General features: G+C 68.9%; 17 protein-coding genes. 11 read left to right on the top strand and 6 right to left on the bottom strand.

Annotated features, from left to right (window positions below; genetic code table 11):
- Positions 1 to 100: 100 nt before the first annotated feature.
- The 4 genes from BM066_RS09885 (at position 101) to BM066_RS09900 (ending at position 4,298) form a co-directional block, all read left to right on the top strand.
- A complete protein-coding gene (locus tag BM066_RS09885; protein ID WP_029589471.1) occupies positions 101 to 1,195 on the top strand; it encodes an acyltransferase family protein in 1,095 nt (364 codons plus the stop codon).
- 70 nt (positions 1,196 to 1,265) lie between these two features.
- Positions 1,266 to 1,970 (top strand): CHAP domain-containing protein, encoded by a 705-nt coding sequence (locus BM066_RS09890; RefSeq protein ID WP_049801622.1) that lies wholly within the window; start codon positions 1,266 to 1,268, stop codon positions 1,968 to 1,970.
- 51 nt (positions 1,971 to 2,021) lie between these two features.
- A complete protein-coding gene (locus BM066_RS09895; RefSeq protein WP_018113264.1) occupies positions 2,022 to 2,981 on the top strand; it encodes a magnesium transporter CorA family protein in 960 nt (319 codons plus the stop codon).
- A gap of 69 nt (positions 2,982 to 3,050) precedes the next feature.
- The gene (locus BM066_RS09900; protein ID WP_089926868.1) at positions 3,051 to 4,298 is read left to right on the top strand and encodes a pentapeptide repeat-containing protein; all 1,248 of its coding nucleotides are present in this window, start codon (positions 3,051 to 3,053) and stop codon (positions 4,296 to 4,298) included.
- A gap of 62 nt (positions 4,299 to 4,360) precedes the next feature.
- Here BM066_RS09900 and BM066_RS09905 read toward each other — a convergent pair whose 3' ends face one another.
- The gene (locus tag BM066_RS09905) at positions 4,361 to 5,215 is read right to left on the bottom strand and encodes a crotonase/enoyl-CoA hydratase family protein (RefSeq protein WP_029589470.1); all 855 of its coding nucleotides are present in this window, start codon (positions 5,213 to 5,215) and stop codon (positions 4,361 to 4,363) included.
- Between the two features lie 138 nt (positions 5,216 to 5,353).
- Between BM066_RS09905 and BM066_RS09910 the strand changes: the two genes are divergently transcribed.
- A complete protein-coding gene (locus BM066_RS09910) occupies positions 5,354 to 6,145 on the top strand; it encodes an SH3 domain-containing protein (RefSeq protein WP_018113259.1) in 792 nt (263 codons plus the stop codon).
- Positions 6,146 to 6,340: 195 nt separating this feature from the next.
- Entirely contained in the window at positions 6,341 to 7,267 is a 927-nt protein-coding gene (locus BM066_RS09915; protein ID WP_018113258.1) for an alpha/beta fold hydrolase, read from the top strand.
- Between the two features lie 8 nt (positions 7,268 to 7,275).
- Here the strand turns inward: BM066_RS09915 and BM066_RS09920 are convergent, their stop codons facing one another.
- The 5 genes from BM066_RS09920 to BM066_RS09940 form a co-directional block, all read right to left on the bottom strand.
- Positions 7,276 to 8,223, bottom strand: coding sequence for a thioesterase family protein (locus BM066_RS09920; RefSeq protein WP_018113257.1), 948 nt, complete (start codon positions 8,221 to 8,223; stop codon positions 7,276 to 7,278).
- Positions 8,224 to 8,339: 116 nt separating this feature from the next.
- Positions 8,340 to 8,825, bottom strand: a complete 486-nt coding sequence (locus BM066_RS09925; RefSeq protein ID WP_029589469.1) for a Fur family transcriptional regulator — start codon at positions 8,823 to 8,825, stop codon at positions 8,340 to 8,342.
- A gap of 63 nt (positions 8,826 to 8,888) precedes the next feature.
- The gene (locus BM066_RS09930; RefSeq protein WP_018113255.1) at positions 8,889 to 9,662 is read right to left on the bottom strand and encodes an acid phosphatase; all 774 of its coding nucleotides are present in this window, start codon (positions 9,660 to 9,662) and stop codon (positions 8,889 to 8,891) included.
- Between the two features lie 60 nt (positions 9,663 to 9,722).
- Entirely contained in the window at positions 9,723 to 10,775 is a 1,053-nt protein-coding gene (locus BM066_RS09935; protein ID WP_018113254.1) for a 1,9-bis(guanidino)-5-aza-nonane synthase, read from the bottom strand.
- 281 nt (positions 10,776 to 11,056) lie between these two features.
- Positions 11,057 to 12,316: a type III PLP-dependent enzyme gene (locus BM066_RS09940; RefSeq protein WP_029589468.1), complete on the bottom strand. Its 1,260-nt coding sequence runs from the start codon at positions 12,314 to 12,316 to the stop codon at positions 11,057 to 11,059.
- A 304-nt stretch (positions 12,317 to 12,620) separates the two neighbouring features.
- Between BM066_RS09940 and phnC the strand changes: the two genes are divergently transcribed.
- From phnC to BM066_RS09965, 5 genes are all read left to right on the top strand, one after another.
- Positions 12,621 to 13,415: a phosphonate ABC transporter ATP-binding protein gene (gene phnC / locus BM066_RS09945; RefSeq protein ID WP_018113252.1), complete on the top strand. Its 795-nt coding sequence runs from the start codon at positions 12,621 to 12,623 to the stop codon at positions 13,413 to 13,415.
- The gene (gene phnD, locus BM066_RS09950) at positions 13,412 to 14,440 is read left to right on the top strand and encodes a phosphate/phosphite/phosphonate ABC transporter substrate-binding protein (protein ID WP_018113251.1); all 1,029 of its coding nucleotides are present in this window, start codon (positions 13,412 to 13,414) and stop codon (positions 14,438 to 14,440) included. Before phnC ends, phnD begins: the two co-directional genes overlap by 4 nt.
- A gap of 17 nt (positions 14,441 to 14,457) precedes the next feature.
- Positions 14,458 to 15,273 carry a phosphonate ABC transporter, permease protein PhnE gene (phnE, locus tag BM066_RS09955; RefSeq protein WP_018113250.1) on the top strand — a complete coding sequence of 272 codons (816 nt, stop codon included), beginning with the start codon at positions 14,458 to 14,460 and terminating at the stop codon, positions 15,271 to 15,273.
- Positions 15,274 to 15,433: 160 nt separating this feature from the next.
- On the top strand, positions 15,434 to 16,720 hold the full coding sequence (locus BM066_RS09960) for an OprO/OprP family phosphate-selective porin (RefSeq protein WP_018113249.1): 1,287 nt from the start codon (positions 15,434 to 15,436) through the stop codon (positions 16,718 to 16,720).
- 70 nt (positions 16,721 to 16,790) lie between these two features.
- On the top strand, positions 16,791 to 17,834 hold the full coding sequence (locus BM066_RS09965) for a substrate-binding domain-containing protein (protein ID WP_018113248.1): 1,044 nt from the start codon (positions 16,791 to 16,793) through the stop codon (positions 17,832 to 17,834).
- Positions 17,835 to 17,850: the final 16 nt, after the last annotated feature.

A 17,850-nucleotide genomic window follows, 5' to 3' on the forward strand; every position in this document is an offset into this window, starting at 1 on the left:
CGGTCTGGAAAACGCGTCATCGCCTGCCCCTCCGCAGGCGCCGTTCATGCAAGGAACGCGACGGAAGCCCCCAGGCTTCGCCAAACCGAGAGTCGAGATGATGCCCGACGCCGCCAATATCAAGCCCCTGACGGCCCTGCGGTTCTTCGCCGCCTTCTGGGTGGTGATGTACCATTATTGGCCGAACCTCTCGGCGGCGGTCCCGCCGGCGATGATCGGCAAGGGCTATCTGGGGGTCGAGGCGTTCTTCACCCTGTCGGGCTTCATCCTCTGCCACGTCTATCTGCAGGGCGTGGGGAGCGGGACGTTCCGCTACGGCGGCTTCCTGTGGAACCGGCTGGCGCGGGTCTATCCGCTGCACCTGGTCACCCTGGCGGGCGTGGGGCTGATGGCCGCCGCGGCCGGCCTGGCCGGCATCGCCGTCGACCAGAACATGCTGGCCTGGAGCGCCCTGCCGGCCAACCTGCTGCTGGTCCAGGCCTGGGGTTTCGCGCCGGTCTCGGGCTGGAACCATCCGTCGTGGTCGATCTCGGCCGAGTGGTTCGCCTATCTCAGCTTTCCGGCCTTCGCCTGGGCCGCCTGGCGGCTGCGCGAGCGGCCGCGCCTGGCCGTGGGCCTGGCCCTGGCCCTGATCGCCGCCCTCTATCCGGTCTTCCAGGCGCTGGCGGGCTTCCCGCTGACCGAGGCGACCATCCGCTGGGGCTTCCTGCGGATCGTGTCGTGCTTCGCCTACGGCTGCGCCCTGCACGCCCTGTGGCGCTCGGGCGCGGTCACCGGCCGCTTCTCGGGGCTTGGCGCCTGTCTGGCGGGCGCCGCCGTGCTGCTGGCCGTGCATTTCGGGGCGCCCGACCAGGTTATCGTCATGACCCTGGGGGGGCTGATCGTCATGCTGGCGGCCCTGGCCGCGACCGGGTCGAGCTTTGCGACTCAGGCCCCGCTCGTGTATCTGGGCGAGATCAGCTACTCGACCTACATGATCTGCATCCCGTGGAAGATCCTGGCGGTCAATGCCGCGCTCAAGCTTCTGAAGATCGAGGGCGATCAGCTGCCGCTCTATGCTTGGCTGTTGATCGTCGCTGCACTGGTCCCGCTGTCGGCGATGTCGTATCACATCATCGAAAAGCCGGCGCGCGAGCGGATGAAAGCTTGGGCGAAAGGCTGGCGAGAGCGGCGACCTGCCACGGCGAAAGCCTGATAAACAGACTTTTCATCTTTCCCCGTCAGGGTTATCCCTTAGCCCAGTGACGCGGGGGAGTACCCACAGCATGACGAAACGGACGAGAACCCTCTGGGGTTCCCTGGCCGCCGCCGCCATGATCAGCCTCGTGCCGATGTCCGGCGCGGTGGCCGACGGGTACTGGCAATGCGTCCCGTTCGCGCGTCTGATGTCGGGAATCCAGATCTTCGGCGACGCCCGCACCTGGTGGAGCCAGGCGGTCGGCAAGTACGACACCGGCTTCGTGCCCCGCGCCGGGGCCGTGCTCTGCTTCAAGCCCACCGCCCGCATGAACCTCGGCCACGTCGCCTTCGTCAGCCAGGTGCTGACCGACCGCGTGATCCAGGTGACCCACGCCAACTGGTCGATCATCGACGGCGGCCGCGGCCAGATCGAGAAGGATGTCACCGTCGTCGACGTCTCGCCGGCCGGCGACTGGAGCCAGGTCAAGGTCTGGTACGACCCGATCCGCGACCTGGGCACCACGGTCTATCCGACCCACGGCTTCATCTACCAGAACAACCAGGCGGTCACGATCGCCGCCGCCACCAGCAAGCTGGCCCTGGCCCAGAACGCCGCCGTCTCGCTGGCCAAGTCCGCCGCCAACCAGGTCGCCGCCTCGGTGCGGGTCAGCTCGCCGCTGGACATGATCAACCAGGCCGCCGACTCGACCGACCGCATCGCCGCCCTGATCGCGCAGTCCCAGTCCCCGGGCCCGTCGCAAGACGCCGACAAGACGCAAGCTCCGCGTTGACGCCGTGCGCGCTCTGGGTCATGCCCAGGGCGTGAACAGGGCTCATTCCACATGCTGAGGGTGCTGCGCCACGGCGCGCCGGGTTTCGAGCCCGGCGGCCTGACGCCCGACTGGGCGCTGCCCGCCGACGCGGTGTGGATCGAGCTGGTCAGCCCCACCCGCGCCGAGGAGGTGGCGGTCGAGAAGTCGATCGGCCTGCTGCTGCCCACCCGCGAGGAGATGGCCGAGATCGAGGCCTCCTCGCGCCTCTACCAGGAGGACGGCGGCACGTTCATGACCGCCACGGTGCTGGTCAACGCCGAGGGCGACCTGCCGACCGCCGCGCCGGTGACCTTCGTGCTGACCGGCCACCGGCTGGTCACCATCCGCTATGTCGAGCCCAAGTCGTTCGCGGTGTTCGCCGCCCAGGCCGAGCGCCAGCCCAGCCTGTGCCCCGGCGGCGCCCAGACGTTCCTGGGCCTGCTGGACGCGGTGATCGACCGCACCGCCGACATCCTCGAGCGCACCTCCAGCGAGGTCGAGGCCCAGTCGCGGATCATCTTCAGCCGGCCGCGCGGCGCGGCGTTCGAGGCGATCCTCAACCGACTGGGCCGGGCCCAGATCATCAATTCCAAGGCCCGCGACAGCCTGGTCAGCCTGGCCCGCCTGCTCAGCTTCGCCTCGCTGGCCGACCAGTTCGAGGGCGACAAGGAGCTGCGCGACCACCTCAAGTCGCTGCAGCGCGACGTCCAGTCGATCACCGACCATTCGGGCTACCTGTCGGGCAACATCACCTTCCTGCTCGACGCGGCCCTGGGCCTGATCAACATCGAGCAGAACGCCATCTTCAAGATCTTCTCGGTGTTCTCGGTGATGTTCCTGCCGCCGACCCTGGTGGCCGGGATCTACGGCATGAACTTCGCCCACATGCCCGAGCTCAACTGGCTGCACGGCTACCCGTTCGCCCTGGCCCTGATGGTCGTCGCCGCGGCCGGGCCGCTGCTGTGGTTCAAGCGGCGCGGTTGGCTGTGATTTTCGGGATAAACTGAACGTTTCCTTAAAGATGGCGTGACACGGTTCGCCGAAAAAGAGCGCCGTCTCATGTCCGCCCCCGCCCTGTCCCGTCCATCCGCCCAGGCCGCGTTGATCCGCACCCTTGCGCCGCGCGCGCTGAAGGTCGTGGTCGAGGCGCATCTGCGCTACCTGAAGGGGCTGCCGGGGGGCGCGCGCGCCAACCTCTCCTATGTGGATCTCGACAACGCCGATCTGGAGGGCGTCGACCTTTCCGAGGCCGACCTGACCGGCGTGCGCCTGTCCGGCGCGCTGCTGTCACGCGCCACCCTGGCGCGGGCCACGCTGTATGGGGCCGACCTGCGCGACGCCGACCTGCGCCAGGCGAACCTGTCGCGCAGCGACCTGCGCGGCGCCTGCCTGCGTGGGGCCAATCTTGGCGGCGCCGACCTTTCCAACTGCGACCTGAGAGAAGGCGTCATCGCCACCCAGAACAGCCTTGAAGGCTTCAGGATCCTGCAGCACCGGACCCGGCGCGGCGAGCTGGAGCACGCCCTGACGCAGGGCGCGCGGCTGGACGGCGCCCAGGTCGGCGACGCCTTCGCCCGGGTCGCCGACCTGACCGACGCCGACCTGGCCGGGGTCAGCCTGAAGGGCGCCCGCCTGAACCGCGCGACGCTGGACGGCGCCAACCTGTCCCAGGCCAATCTCTACAACGCCGACCTCGGCGGCGCTTCGCTGCGCCGGACGGTGCTGGCCGGCGCCGACCTGGCCGGGGCCACCTTCGAGGGCGCCGACCTGACGCAGGTGCTGCGCGCGCCGCCGCCCATCGTCTATGTCGACGACGAACCCCTGCACGAGATCCTCGAGGCGCACGAACTGTATGTGACCAGCGACGGGCGCGACGGCGCGATCGGCCGGGCTCCGGCGGTCGACTTCCGGCCGCTGAAGCGGCTGCGCGGCCGGCGGCTGGCCGGCTTGTCGGCCCCGGGCGCGATCTTCTTCGGCATGGACCTGGAGACCGTCCAGCTGCAGGGCGCCAACCTGGCGGAGGCCGACCTGCGCGGGGTCAATCTGCGCGGGGCCGACCTGCGTGGCGCCCGGCTGGTGGGCGCCCAGCTGTCGCGGGCCGACCTGTCCGGCGCGAAGCTGGGGCCGCTGACCATCGCCCCGGGCCGCGTCCTGCGCACCGACCTCAGCCGCGCCGCCCTGCATGGCGCCGACCTGACCGGCGCCAGCGCCCGTCGGGTGCGCCTGATCGACGCCGACCTGACGCGGTGCCGGCTGGAAGGGTGCGACCTGACGAGCGCCGAGTTGCCCGAGGGGTTCGAGGGGTAGGGCTCCCAGCCATATCGACGACCCAAGTTCGGTGTCATCCCGGAAGCCTCGAGCCCGCGCCCCTACATCCGCTTCTTCAGCGGCACGAGGTCCGGATAGACCGGTTCTCGGCCCTGGGCCTTGGCCTGGAAGGCCTCCATCATGTGCGGCGGCGAGAACATGCCGGTCTGCCAGGTGGCGATGTAGTCCAGCCCGTCCTTGATCGAGTGGTCGCGGGCGTAGTTGATCATCACCTTGCTGCCGGCCACGGCCAGAGGCGACTTGGCGGCGATCTCGCGGGCCGTTTCCAGGGCGTGGGCGACGACCTCTTCGTGGGTGTCGAACACCTCGTTGACCAGGCCGATGTCACGCGCCCGCGCGGCTGGAAGCCGCCGGCCCGTATAAGCGAGCTCGCGCACCCAGCCCTCGGGGATCAGCTTGCACAGGCGCGGGAAGGTGCCGACGTCGGCGGTCATGCCGATATTGATCTCGTGGATCGTGAAGAAGGCGTCGGCGCTGGCGTAGCGGATGTCGCAGGCGCTGGTGAGGTCGACCGCCCCGCCGATGCAGCCGCCCTGGATGGCGGCGATCACCGGCATTCGCGCCTCGTCCAGGCAGCTGAACGTGTCCTGCAGGTGGTGGACGTGGCGGCGGAAGCTCTCGGCGGCCACGAAGCGGTCGGCGGGCTCGCCCCCGGTCACGCCCTCGCCGTCGGTGAACACCGACAGGTCCATGCCGGCGCAGAAATGCTTGCCGGTCGAGGAGATGACGATGCAGCGGGCGCGGGCGTTGTCGTCGATGTCGCGGACGATGGCCGGCAGTTCGTTCCAGAACGCCCGGGTCATGGTGTTGAGAGCTTCGGGGCGTTTCAGGCGCAGATGCGCGACGCCTGTCTCGATCTCGACATCGAAGCAGCTATAGTCTGGTTTGTCCCGCACGCTCGTTTCTCCCTTATCGTTGATCACTTTGTATCACGGGGGCGTCGGACGCCAACCGGCCTTCATCCGAAGGCCGGAAGTCTTGCTTTTACGGGCTTTCTTCGAAGGCCCGCCGCCTCGCAAAGGAGACCTTCCCCCATGGTCAGACATTCCATCGCCACCACCCTGTCGGTCGGCGCCGTTCTCGCCTCGCTGGTCGCCGCGCCGCTGCCGGCGGCGGCCCAGTCCAAGGGGATCAGCGGCCTGTTCGGCTGCGAGGGCTCGGGCAAGAAGCAGGAAGGCGGGGCCCTGATCGGCGCCGCGGCCGGCGCCCTGGTCGGCCGCGCGGTCAGCAAGAATGAAAAGACCCTGGGCACCGTGCTGGGCGCGGCGGCCGGGGCGGCGGCCGGGGCCTATATCGGCTGCCGCATGCAGTCGACCGACCAGGCCATGGCCCAGCAGGCCACCAAGCGCGCCCTGGACAGCGGCCGCTCGGAGACCTGGAGCAATTCGCGGACCGGCGCCTCGGGCCGCATCGACGTGGTGTCCTCGTCCTACGGCCCGCCGATCAGCGGCGACCAGCTGCGCTTCGAACGCGGCGTCCAGGTGCTGCGCAGCTACGACGCCGTCGGCGGCGACTACACCGCCCGCGGGACCGCCAACCTGCGTTCGGGCCCCTCGACCACCGGCAAGGTGGTCGGCAAGCTGTCGGCCGGCGAGCGGGTCGAGGTGCTGGGCGGCGCGCCGAACAGCAACTGGCTGCTGGTGGGCCGCAACGGCTACGGCGTCGGCTATGTCTCGGCCGCGCTGCTGAACCAGAGCGGCTATGGCCCGGAAGCCAGCTGCCGGGTCATCAACGCCTCGATCAGCACCCGCAACGACCGCCCGACCACCGAGCGCTACAGCGCCTGCAAGGACGATCGCGGCGAGTGGCAGCTGACGGCGGCGTAGAGGCGACGTCCCACTTGCCCCCTACGGGCCTTCGGCCGTCTTCCCCCAGAGGGGGAAGAGTCTGAAGCGCGAGGCTCCGCCCCCTGTGGGGGCGGACGACCGCGAAGCGGTCCGGTGGGGGCAAGTGCGGACTCCCAAACGGCCGCGGTCGCGCCTACGTTAGGCGCCAGCAGCCGCAACAGGAGCCTGATCGCCATGGACGCGGCCGTCTTCCGAGAACCCCGCCGACGCTTCATCCCGATCGCCAGCCGCGCCGGGGCCGGCGAGATGGCGGTTCTGGAGTTCGGTCCCGCCGACCGGCCGGTCGACGTGGTCTTCGTCCACGCCAACGGCTTCAACGGCCAGACCTACCGCGCCCTGCTGGCCCCGCTGTCGGCCGGCCTGCGGATCCTGGCGGTCGACCAACGCGGCCACGGCTCCAGCCGCCTGGCGGCCGATCCCGACCATCGCCGCAATTGGCTGGACCTGCGCGACGACCTGCTGGCCCTGCTGGCCGCCCTGGACCAGGGGCCGGTGGTGCTGGCCGGCCATTCGATGGGCGGCACGGTCAGCCTGCTGGCCGCCGCAGCCGCGCCTGGAGCGGTGCGCGGCCTCGTCCTGCTGGATCCGGTGATCATGCCGCGGATCATGGCCTTCTACGCCCACATGCCCTGGACCTCCGGGGCGCTGTGGCGGCATCTGCCGCTCGTGCAGGGCGCCCTGCGCCGCCGGGCGGTGTTCGACAATCGCGAGGCCGCCTTCAGCGCCTATCGCGGGCGGGGGGCGTTCAGGACCTGGCCCGAGACGATGCTGGCCGACTATGTCGGCGGCGGCTTCAAGGATCGCGACGACGGCAAGGTCGAGCTGGCCTGCGCCCCGGCCTGGGAGGCCTCCAACTACAGCGCACAGGCCCATAACCCCTGGCGGGCCATGGGCGCCATCCGCTGCCCGGCCCGGCTGCTCAAGGCCGAGAAGGGCTCGACCGCCCATGTCGGCGACGGCGCGGGCCTGATGCGGCGGCATCCGTCGATCCGTGTGGAGACGGTGGCCGGCGCCGGCCACTTCCTGCCGATGGAGCGACCGGATTTGGCGCGGGAGGCGATCTTCGAGATGGCGGCGGGGCAGAGCGTCCTCCCCCAATAGGAGAGGGTTTAAAGCGCCAGTCCCGCCACCGCCGCCTTCCCCAGTTCCGCCCGCGCCGCCGCGCTGATCGGCACGACCTTGCGCGCGTCGAGGTCGAAGGTGATCGCCATGGCCTCCGACGTGCCCCAGGGCTGGCCGGTGGTCGGATCGAGCATCCAGTGGACCACCCGCATCGCCTGGCCCTCGGTCCCGACCAGACCCGAGCGCAGCTCGACCCGGTCACCGGCCCGGGGCCAGGCCAGCTGGACCAGGCGGTATTCCAGCACCGCCCCGCCGACCCGCGCCGGTCTGGGCTCGGCCTGGGCGACCACGACGTCGCGGAACGGGCCGATGAAGGCCCCGATGCCGTCCGAGACCCGGCCGATGAACTGCTCGGCCCGCATTCGTCCGAACACGTCGCAATCGACCGGCGACAGGGCGCCCAGGCCGATCCGCTTGAGGCCCAAGGCGTCGGCGCGGGCCAGGCCCGCGGTCGGTTCGAACGGCGACAGGTCCAGACTCCGGGCCCGGGCCTGTTCGGGAACCTCGACCTTCAGGGCCGCCGCCCGCTCGTGAACGACCCTCGGCCAGGGGAAGGCCTCGCCCTCGCGCGGGGTGACGTGGGCGATCGTGGTCTGGAAAGTCGCCGCCAGCCGGCCGGTGGCGGTGTGGACCAAGAGCTGCAGCACCCGCGCCTCGGTGTCGGTGATCGCGATCACCCCGCCCAGCATGTGCAGGGCCGCCCCCGCATGGGCCTCGCGCAGGAAGCGGATGTGCTGCTCGCGGACCACCAGGGTGGCGTTGGCCCAGGGCGAGAAGGCGTGCGGCAGGCCCAGCTCGGCCGCCAGCCCCGCCAAGCCCTCCATGGCCCGGGTGACGTAGAAGCGCACGTTCATGTGCCCCATCTCGTCGCAGTCCCAGGTGTTGACCCCGCCGCGCCAGATCTCGACGCCGGGAAGGGGCTCGGTGGGCGTCATGGGGCGGAGGTCCGGGATGGGGTGAACGATTGTTCGAACCCTAGCGGGGTTCGCGGCGGTTGGACAATGACCCGTGGGGACGTTTGAATCCCTCTCTCTTGGAGAGAGGGGGTCTCTTAGCCCCGGCAATCCGCGCACAGTCCGTGCGCCTCGATCGTCACGCCGGTCAGGGCGTAGCCGGCGGCGGCGCCGGCGGCGATGATCTCGGCGCTGGCCTTGGGCTCGATCTCGCGCGTGGCGCCGCAACAGTCGCAGATCAGGAAGGCGGCGGCGTGGCCGTCGGCCTCCCTGCGGCAGGCGACATAGGCGTTGAGGCTCTCGATGCGGTGGGCGAAGCCCTGTTTTTCAAGGAAGTCCAGCGCCCGGTAGACGGTCGGCGGCTTCGCGGGCGGACCATCAATGGCGAAGCTGGCGATCAGGTCGTAGGCCTTCACCGGCTGGCCGGCGGTCAGCAGCAGTTCCAGCACCCGGCGGCGCGGGGCGGTCAGGCGCTGGTCGGCGGCGGCGCAGCGCGCCTCGGCGGCGGCCAGCTCGGCTTCGAGGGCGGAACCGGCGACGCCGTGGTTGTGGTGATCGTGGTCGCACGCGGCATGATGGGCCATGGCCAACAGGTAGAGGGCCGAGCGGCCGCACGCAACCCGGTCCTCCCCCATGGGGGAGGGCCGTCAGTACGGCGGCTGGGCCAGCGTCGCCCTCTCGACCTCGCACCGGGCCGGGTCGGGGGCCGGCCCCGCCGCCCGGGCGGCGTCCAGCTCGCGGCCGACGGCGGCCAGGTCGGTCGCGAAGGCCGGCGAGGCGTCCAGGGCCGCGACCAGGGCGGTCGCGTTGATCCGCCCGGCCTCGACCGAGGAGGCGTTGTGCACGCCGCAGACCACGCGGCTTTCGCCATAGGCCCTGGCCCGGGCCAGGATGGCCTGGGCCCGTTGCGGCTGGGCCTTGGCCAGGACCAGGCCGATGGTCCAGCCCCAGGTGGCGTGGCCGGACGGATAGTCCGGGGTCAGGGCGGTGATCAGGCCGCTGCGCACGCAGATCGCGCCGGGCGCCGTCTGGTAAGGGCGCTTGCGGTCGTAGAGCCGCTTGGGGGCCGAGATGGCCGGACGCGCGTCGCGACCGAGCCGCTGCAGCATGGCCGCCAGCCGGGGCGTGGCCTGGCGGCTGGGCGTCACGCCCAGGGCGCAGGCGTAGGCGTCCATGATCCTGGCCTCGCGGGCGTCCTGCTTGGCCAGCGACCAGCGCGGCGTGTCCTTCAACCGGCGCGTGGCCAGGAAGACGGCGCGATCCTGTTCGGCGGTCGCCGAGCCGGGCGGCGGGGGCGGCGGCACGGCTTGGCGCGCGTCATAGGTGCCCCTGGCGAGGTACGGAACGGCCTGCGATCCCGTCAGGCTGGCGCAGCCCGCCAGCACCAGGCCCGTCATCCCGATCATCAACCAGACGCGCATGAAAAAGGGTCCCCGAAGCAACTTCGGGGACCCTGCAGTCTCAGTTCGTCCGTATCAAGCCTACTTGCCGAACAGCTTGTTCCAGCGCGGCTTCTCGCGGCCCTTCCAGTGCTCGCGGTGATAGGCGTCCGAGGCGATCAGCGGCACCACGGTGGTGGCTTCGGCGAACACCATCTGCTCGTAGGTGGTCGAGACCTTGCCCCACGAGGCGGCTTCCTTCAGCGTCGAGGAGCTGCAGGCGCCGTCGCGCACGTCGGCCACGGTGATCTGGATCGCGTACTTGTGCATGTCGGCCTCGACGCCGAGGATCTCGGCGCAGACCACGGTGTCCTGGGCGAAGTTCTTGGGCACGCCGCCGCCGACCATGAACAGGCCGGTGGTGCCGGCCGCGATCTTGATGTCGGTCAGTTCACGGAAGTCCGCGACCGCGTCGATCATCAGATAGGGCTGCTTGGCGGCGATGCGCTCCTTCTGGTGCTTGACCAGGCCAAAGCCCGCCGAGCTGTCGACGAAGGCCGGGCAGAAGATCGGCACGCCTTCCTCGTAGGCGGTCTGGATCAGCGAGCCGGGCTTCTTGGCGTTGCCTTCCGACAACCACTTGCCCATTTCCCAGATGAACTCGCGCGAGGAATAGGCGCGCGGCTCCAGGCGGTTGCAGATCTCCAGGATCGTGTGGTCGCAGTTCTGGAGCTCTTCCTCGTCGATATAGGTGTCGTAGATGCGGTCGATGTAGTTGTCGCGCAGCACGTTGTCGTCGACCGGGCCGGCGGCCTGGTAGTGCTTGAAGCCCAGGGCCTCGAAGAAGTCCATGTCGACGATGCTGGCGCCGGTGGCGACCACGGCGTCGATCATGCCGTTCTTCACCATGTCGCGGTAGACGTGCATGCAGCCGCCGGCCGAGGTCGAGCCGGCCAGGATCAGCCAGGGCGAGCAGCCCTTGTCGGCCAGGGCCATGTTGAGGATGTCGGCGGCGCGGGCGGTGTCGCGCGAGCTGAACGACATCTTGCGCATGGAGTCGATGATCGGACGGGCGTCGAACGACGTGATGTCGATGTGCTCGACGACGGTCTGGAGGAGCTCGGCCTTCTGGTTGTTCGGAACGGGAGCGTTCATCGCTTCGGTTTCCCTGACTTTGGACGCCCGTCGTTGATAGGGGCCGTCCACCGGGACGGAGCGACCGGTGGGGGCAAACGTGAAATGCGGTTCGTATCCAAACGCTCGAGCGTTGGATGCGGCGCGCGGTTTAACTCAGATTTGTCGTGACGCTTAGTGACGATTTCGCGTCGTGCGTCCTTCGAGGCCCGCTGCGCGGGCGCCTCAGGATGAGGGACTCAGAAAACGGTCCTCATCCTGAGGTGCGAGCCGAAGGCGAGCCTCGAAGGGCGCACTGCGTATCAACGACGGCGGCGCTTCTTGCCGGCCGCGCCCTTGGGACGCGAGAAGCGGACGATCTTGCGTTCCTCGGCCTCGGGCCGCGGGGTCGGGATCGAGCGCTTGGCCAGGCCGTACATCGAGGCCATCGGGGCGTCCGAGACCTGGGCGATGTCGGTCTCCCCAAAGCCGTTGAACCGGGTCGACATGGCCACGCCATAGGCGCCCAGCATGCCGATCTCGATATAGTCGCCCTCGTCGACGCTTTCCGGCAGGTAGAACGGGCCGGGCATGTGGTCGACGCTGTCGCAGGTGGGGCCGTAGAAGCGGAACGGCTTGAGGCCTTCCTCCACTACTTCGCCGTTCTTGCGGTACAGCTTGACCGGGAAGGGCCACTTCATGTGCGCGGCGTCAAACAGCGAGCCGTACGAACCGTCGTTCAGATACAGTGCGTCGCCCTTCTTCAGCTCGACCTTGACCAGCAGGGACGAGGCCTCGGCCACCAGGGCCCGGCCGGGTTCGCACCACAGCTCGGTGGTCTCGTGGACCATCATGTCCGAGAAGCCCCGGTCGATGGCGGCCAGGTATTCGGACATGTCGGGCGGGACCATGCCGGGATAGATCGACGGAAAGCCGCCGCCCACGTCGACGACGTCGGCCAGCACGCCGGCGCGCACCAGGGCGCGGCTGGCCTGGGCCATCGCCGCCTGGTAGGCGGTGGGGCGCATGCACTGGCTGCCGACGTGGAACGACACGCCCATCAGGTCCTGGGTCGAGCGGCGGGCCGCCAGCAGCAGGGCCGGGGCGTTGTGCGGCTCGACGCCGAACTTGCCCGACAGGCTGTAGGCCGCGCCCTCGGCCTGCACGCCCATGCGGACGATCAGGTTCAGGTCCTTGGCCTGGCCGGTGGCGTCCAGGATCTTGGCCAGCTCTTCGTGGGTGTCGAACGAGAAGGTCCGCACGCCGTGATCGAAATAGGCGGCCGAGATCGCCACGCGGCTCTTCACCGGGTGCATGAAGGCCATGCGCGAACCGGGGGCGTGCTGGGAAACCAGCTCGACCTCGTTCAGCGAGGCGACGTCAAAGGACCGGACGCCGGCGTCCGCCAGCTCGCGGATCACCCACGGCGAAGGGTTGGCCTTCACCGCGTAAAAGACGTCGCCTTTGAATTCAGCCTGGAACCAGCGCGCCGCTACGGAAACCGCGTCGGGCCGCACGAGTGCGACGGGACGTTCCGGTGACCGCTCACGGACCAGGTCCAGGGGAGTATGGTACGTGTGCAATTCACGTAGACCCCTGCAGAAGTTAAACCCAGGCCGGCGTTAGCAGCGCTTATGAGGACTTCGGGTCCGCCGGAGCGAGCGAAATAGGGTCATACCCCGGCGATGTAAAGAGTCTTTTGGACGCGGGGTTCCCATGGGGGCAAGCCGCATTCCGGCCAAGCTTCCGGCGCAGTTTGCGTTCCGCGTCGGCCGGGGCGGGCGGGAGAAACGATCCACAGTCCGTCACAAATCCGTTGCGTCCGTGCCCCAAACCGTTGAACGCATTCCCCAGCGCCTGAAACCTCGGTAAGGATTCGCCCCGACCATGACGTCGGACCCTGTTCTCTCGATCCGCGCCGCCTCCAAGACTTTCGGGTCGCGCCGGGCGCTGGACGCCGTTTCGCTCGACGTGGGGCGCGGCGAGATGATCGCGCTCATCGGCCCGTCGGGCTCGGGCAAGTCCACCCTGCTGCGCTCGATCGACGGCCTGCAGACCGTGGACGAGGGGGAGGGCGTGATCACCGCCTTCGGCGGCCCTGTCCAGGCCAAGGGGCGGGTCAGCGACCAGGTGCGCAAGGCGCGCATCCGCATCGGCTTCATCGCCCAGCAGTTCAACCTGGTTGGCCGCCTGACCCTGTTCACCAATGTCGCCCTCGGCTCGCTGGGGCGGATCGGCACGATGCGGGGCCTGTTCGGGGCCTGGCCGGCCGAGACCAAGGCCGCGACCATGGCCGCCCTGCACCGGGTCGGCGTGGCCGACTACGCCGCCCAGCGCGCCAACACCCTGTCGGGCGGCCAGCAGCAGCGTGGCGCCATCGCCCGGGCCCTGGTCCAGAAGGCCAAGATCATCCTCGCCGACGAGCCGGTCGCCTCGCTCGACCCGGTCTCGGCGCGCAAGGTCATGGAGATCCTCCGTGATCTGAACAAGACCGACGGCCTGACCGTGGTCGTCACCCTGCACCAGGTCGACTACGCCCTGCGCTACTGCGACCGGGTGGTGGCGTTGAAGGCCGGCAGGAAGGTCTATGACGGCCCGACCAGCGGCCTGGGCCGCGACAAACTCATCGACATCTACGGCCCGGAATTCGAGGACGTATTCTGGGAAGGAGCCCCGCAATGATCCGCCGTCGTTTCGCTGTCGCCGCCGCCGGTCTGGCCGTGGTCCTGGCCCTGGCCGGGTGCTCGGAAAACAAGGCCGCCGGCCCGGCCGCGCCCAAGGACACGATCGTGTTCTCGATCCTGTCGACCGAGTCGGCCCAGAACATGGAGAGCTACTGGAAGCCCATCCTGGCCGACATGGAGGCGTCGACCGGCCTGAAGGTGAAGCCGTTCTTCTCGTCCAACTATTCGTCGCTGATCGTGGCCATGGGCGCCAAGCAGACCGACGTGGGCTGGTTCTCCAACGCCTCGGGCCTGGAGGCCGTGCGCCGCTCGGGCGGCGAGGTCTTCGCCCGCACCTTCGACCCCTCGGGGGTCGACGGCTACAAGTCGGTGATCATCGTCCCGGCCGACAGCAAGCTGACGGTCGAGGGGCTGCTGAAGTGCGACAGGACACTGAACTTCGGCATCGGCGACAAGAAGTCGACCTCGGGCACCCTGGCCCCGATGACCTATCTGTTCATCCCGGCCGACAAGAAGCCCGAGACCTGCTTCAAGACCGTGCTCAGCGCCAGCCATGACGCCAACCTGTTCGCGGTGGCCAACCACAAGCTGGACGCGGCGACCAACAACACCACGGCCCTGCGCCTGAACGAGTACGCCAAGGGCGGCGCCCAGGCCAAGAAGGTCAAGGTGATCTGGGAGTCGCCGACCCTGCCGGAGGATCCGATCGTCTGGCGCAAGGACCTCGACCCCGTCGTGAAGGAGAAGGTGCGCCAGTTCTTCCTGACCTACGGCCAAGGCGACACGCCGGTGGCGGCCCAGCAGCGCAAGAACCTGGCCCGGCTGTCGATGGGCGGCTTCAAGGCCGCCGACGACACCCACCTGCTGGTGGTGCGCGAGATGGAGGCCCTGGAGCAGGTGGGCCTGGCCCGCGAGTCCGGCGACCAGGCCAAGCTGGCCGCGGCCGAGAAGAACCTCGCCGGCATCAAGGCCGAACGCGTCGCCGCCGAGGGCAAGGCCGGCCTCGCCGCGCCGGCCAACTGACGACGCCCGAGTCTCTCATGAGCGACGTCATCCCGCCCCCGCCCAGCAAGCCGATCTCGGCCCGCGCCTTCGATCTGTTGCTGTGGGGCGGGGTGATCGCCCTGCTGGTGGTCAGCTTCAAGCCGGCCGAGATCGACAAGTTCCCGCAGCTGTTCACCGACGCCAGCAAGATGCAGGGCTTCGCCAGCGGCTTCTTCTCGCCGTTCGGCGACCCCAAGGCGTTCATGGCCGCCGACTGGGGGCTGTACGTCGGCAAGATGTGGCAGACGATCCAGATGGCCCTGTGGGGCACGGCCCTGGCCATCGTCGTGGCTATCCCGCTGGGCCTGCTGGGCGCGCGCAACATCAGCCCGTGGTGGATCCAGCAGCCGGTCCGCCGCCTGCTGGACCTGATCCGCTCGATCCCCGACCTGGTGGTGGCGCTGATCTTCATCACCGCCGTGGGCCTGGGCCCGTTCGCCGGGGTCATGGCCCTGATGTTCAACACCGGCGGGGTGCTGGCCAAGCTGTTCGCCGAGGCGGTCGAGTCGATCGACAAGGGCCCGGTCGAGGGCGTGCGGGCCACCGGCGCGGTCAAGCTGGCCGAAGTGGTCTGGGGGGTGATCCCGCAGGTCGCGCCGCTGTGGACCAGCTACGCGCTCTACCGCTTCGAGTCGTCCAGCCGGTCGGCCACCGTCCTGGGTCTGATCGGGGCCGGCGGCGTGGGCCAGGTGCTGCTCGATTCCATCAACGGCTTCCAGTACGACCAGACCGGCTGCATCGTCCTGGTGATCGTGGTGGCCGTATCTCTGATTGACCTGTTGTCCCAGATCATCCGCACACGTCTGCTTTAAGGACCGTTTCTGTGACCTTCGGGCCACAATTAACGCCTTGAAAAGGCTTGTCATCGGTCTGTCATCAAAGAGTGGCGGAACCGTCACGGGTCCCCCGTAAAGCGCTCCTACCTGATCCGGACCAACGGGCAGGGGGCAAAGCCTTAAGGGGAATTCTCACATGCGGAACAAGACCTCGCTGGTCTGCGGCGCGGCGCTGGGCGCCATGCTGGCCTGCGGCCTCGGCGTCGCGGCTCACGCGCAAGACAACACGATCGCCTGGAAGGGCGCTCCGCAGTGGACGAACGACGACGTCTACTTCAAGGTCCGCGGCCGGATCCTGGTGGACGGCGTGTTCCAGGACGTCGACCGCGAAGGCGCGGCCACCGACTACAAGACCAGCAACATCCGCGGCCGCCAGGTGTTCCTCGGCATCGAGGGCAAGCTGAACAACTACATCGCCTACAAGGCCGAAGGCGGCTGGGTGAACGGCGGCAACCCGACCTGGGACGACGTGGTCATCGAGATCAAGCCGACCGAGACCACCTCGATCCTGATCGGCAACGTCAAGGCCACCGGCCTGGAAAACCTGACCTCGACCCGCTTCACCACCTTCATGGACCGCGGTCCGTACGGTGACTTCGGCGTCGACAGCTATCTGCTGAGCGTCGTGGGCAAGGTGCAGGGTCCGAACTGGAGCGTCACCGGCGCCGTCCAGGGCGACAGCATCAACAACGCCGACATCAACAACACCTCGTCGGCCGCCAACACCAACCAGAACTCCCAGGAGCGTCTGGGCTTCACCGGCCGCGTCCACTATGCGCCGCTGCTGAGCGACACCGACAAGGTCCACCTGGCCGTCTCGGCCCGCTACCGCAACCACGGCAACGAAGGCGCCTTCAACTATCAAGGCCGTCCGGACACCAATTACGGCACCAACGGCCTGTACTACAAGACCGGCGCCATCGCCGACCGCGACACCACCCTGGCCGCCGAAGGCGCCTGGATCCATGGTCCGTTCTCGGTCCAGGGCGAATATTCGAACATCTCGGTCGAGCGCCTGGCCACCACGGCTCCGGGTTCGAACCCGGACGTCAAGGTCGGCTACGCCTTCGTCAGCTTCTGGCCGACGGGCGAGACCCGCAACTACGATCCGGTCGCCGGCGAGATGAAGCGTCCGAAGATCCTGAACCCAATCACCGCCGGCGGCTTCGGCGGCGTCGAACTGGCCCTGCGCTACGACTACGCCGACCTGACCGAGGCCTACAAGACCGCCTCGACCCCGGCCAGCAAGACCCTGTCGCAGGACGCCGGCAAGTACACCGCCTGGACCCTGGGCGTGAACTACTACCCGACCGCCTACGTCCGCTTCCAGGCCAACTACACCGACGGCTCGGTCGACCCGGTCGTCGTCGGCCGCGGCACGGACATCAAGCAATTCCAGCTGCGCGCCCAGCTGGACTTCTAAGACCCGCGGGCCGCCCCTGCCGAGGCGGCCCGACCTTCTCGCAACGCTCCAGAGACTCCAGGAGTCCTCCATGAAGAAGCTGCTTTCCTGCGCGGCCGCCGCCGTCGCCCTCTCGGGCCTCGCCGCCGCCCCCGCCCACGCCGCCCGCGACTACGTCTGGGCCGCCGGCTCCTCGACCGTGTTCCCGTTCGCCACCCGCACCGCCGAAAACTTCGCCAAGAAGACCGGCAAGAAGGCTCCGAAGGTCGAAAGCCTCGGCACCGGCGGCGGCATCAAGCTGTTCTGCTCGGGCGCCGGCGAAGGCTTCCCCGACATCGCCAACGCCTCGCGTCCGATGAAGAAGTCGGAATTCGACGCCTGCGCCGCCAAGGGCGTCAAGGACATCGTCCAGATCAAGATCGGCTTCGACGGCATCGTCGTGGCCACCGACAAGGACGGCGCCGACTACAACTTCAAGACCGAGCACCTGTACCTGGGCCTGGCCAAGCAAGTGCTGAAGGGCGGCCAGTTCGTCGCCAACCCGTACAAGACCTGGGACGAAATCGGTTCGGGCCTGCCGGGCAACCGCATCAACGTCTACGGCCCGCCGCCCACCTCGGGCACCCGCGACGCCTTCGTGGAACTGGCCATCGAGGCCGGCGCCCGCAAGTTCCCGACCGCCGACGCCATCCGCTCGGACAACGAGAAGAAGTTCAAGTCGCTGGTCGACCCGCTGCGCAACGACGGCTGGATCGACGCCGGCGAGAACGACAACGCCATCGTCGGCACCCTGACCAAGACCCCCGGCTCGCTGGGCGTCTTCGGCTGGTCCTACCTCGAAGAGAACATGGACAAGATCAAGGGCGCCTCGGTCAACGGCGTGCGTCCCTCGGCCCAGACGATCGCCGACGGCTCCTATCCGCTGTCGCGCTCGCTGTTCATCTACGTCAAGAAGGCCAATATCGGCGTGACGCCGGGCCTGGCCGAGTTCGTGCAGGAGTTCACCTCCGACGCGGCCAGCGGGCGTGGCGGCTATCTGCAAGGCCGCGGCCTGATCCCGCTGCCCCCCGGCCAGCACGACGCCCAGAAGCAAGTCGCGGCCAACAAGACGACGATGCCGCGTCCGGCCCAATAAGCCCGACACCCCGTCG

It is taken from the genome of Caulobacter sp. UNC279MFTsu5.1 (genome assembly GCF_900114015.1).
Taxonomy (GTDB): domain Bacteria; phylum Pseudomonadota; class Alphaproteobacteria; order Caulobacterales; family Caulobacteraceae; genus Caulobacter.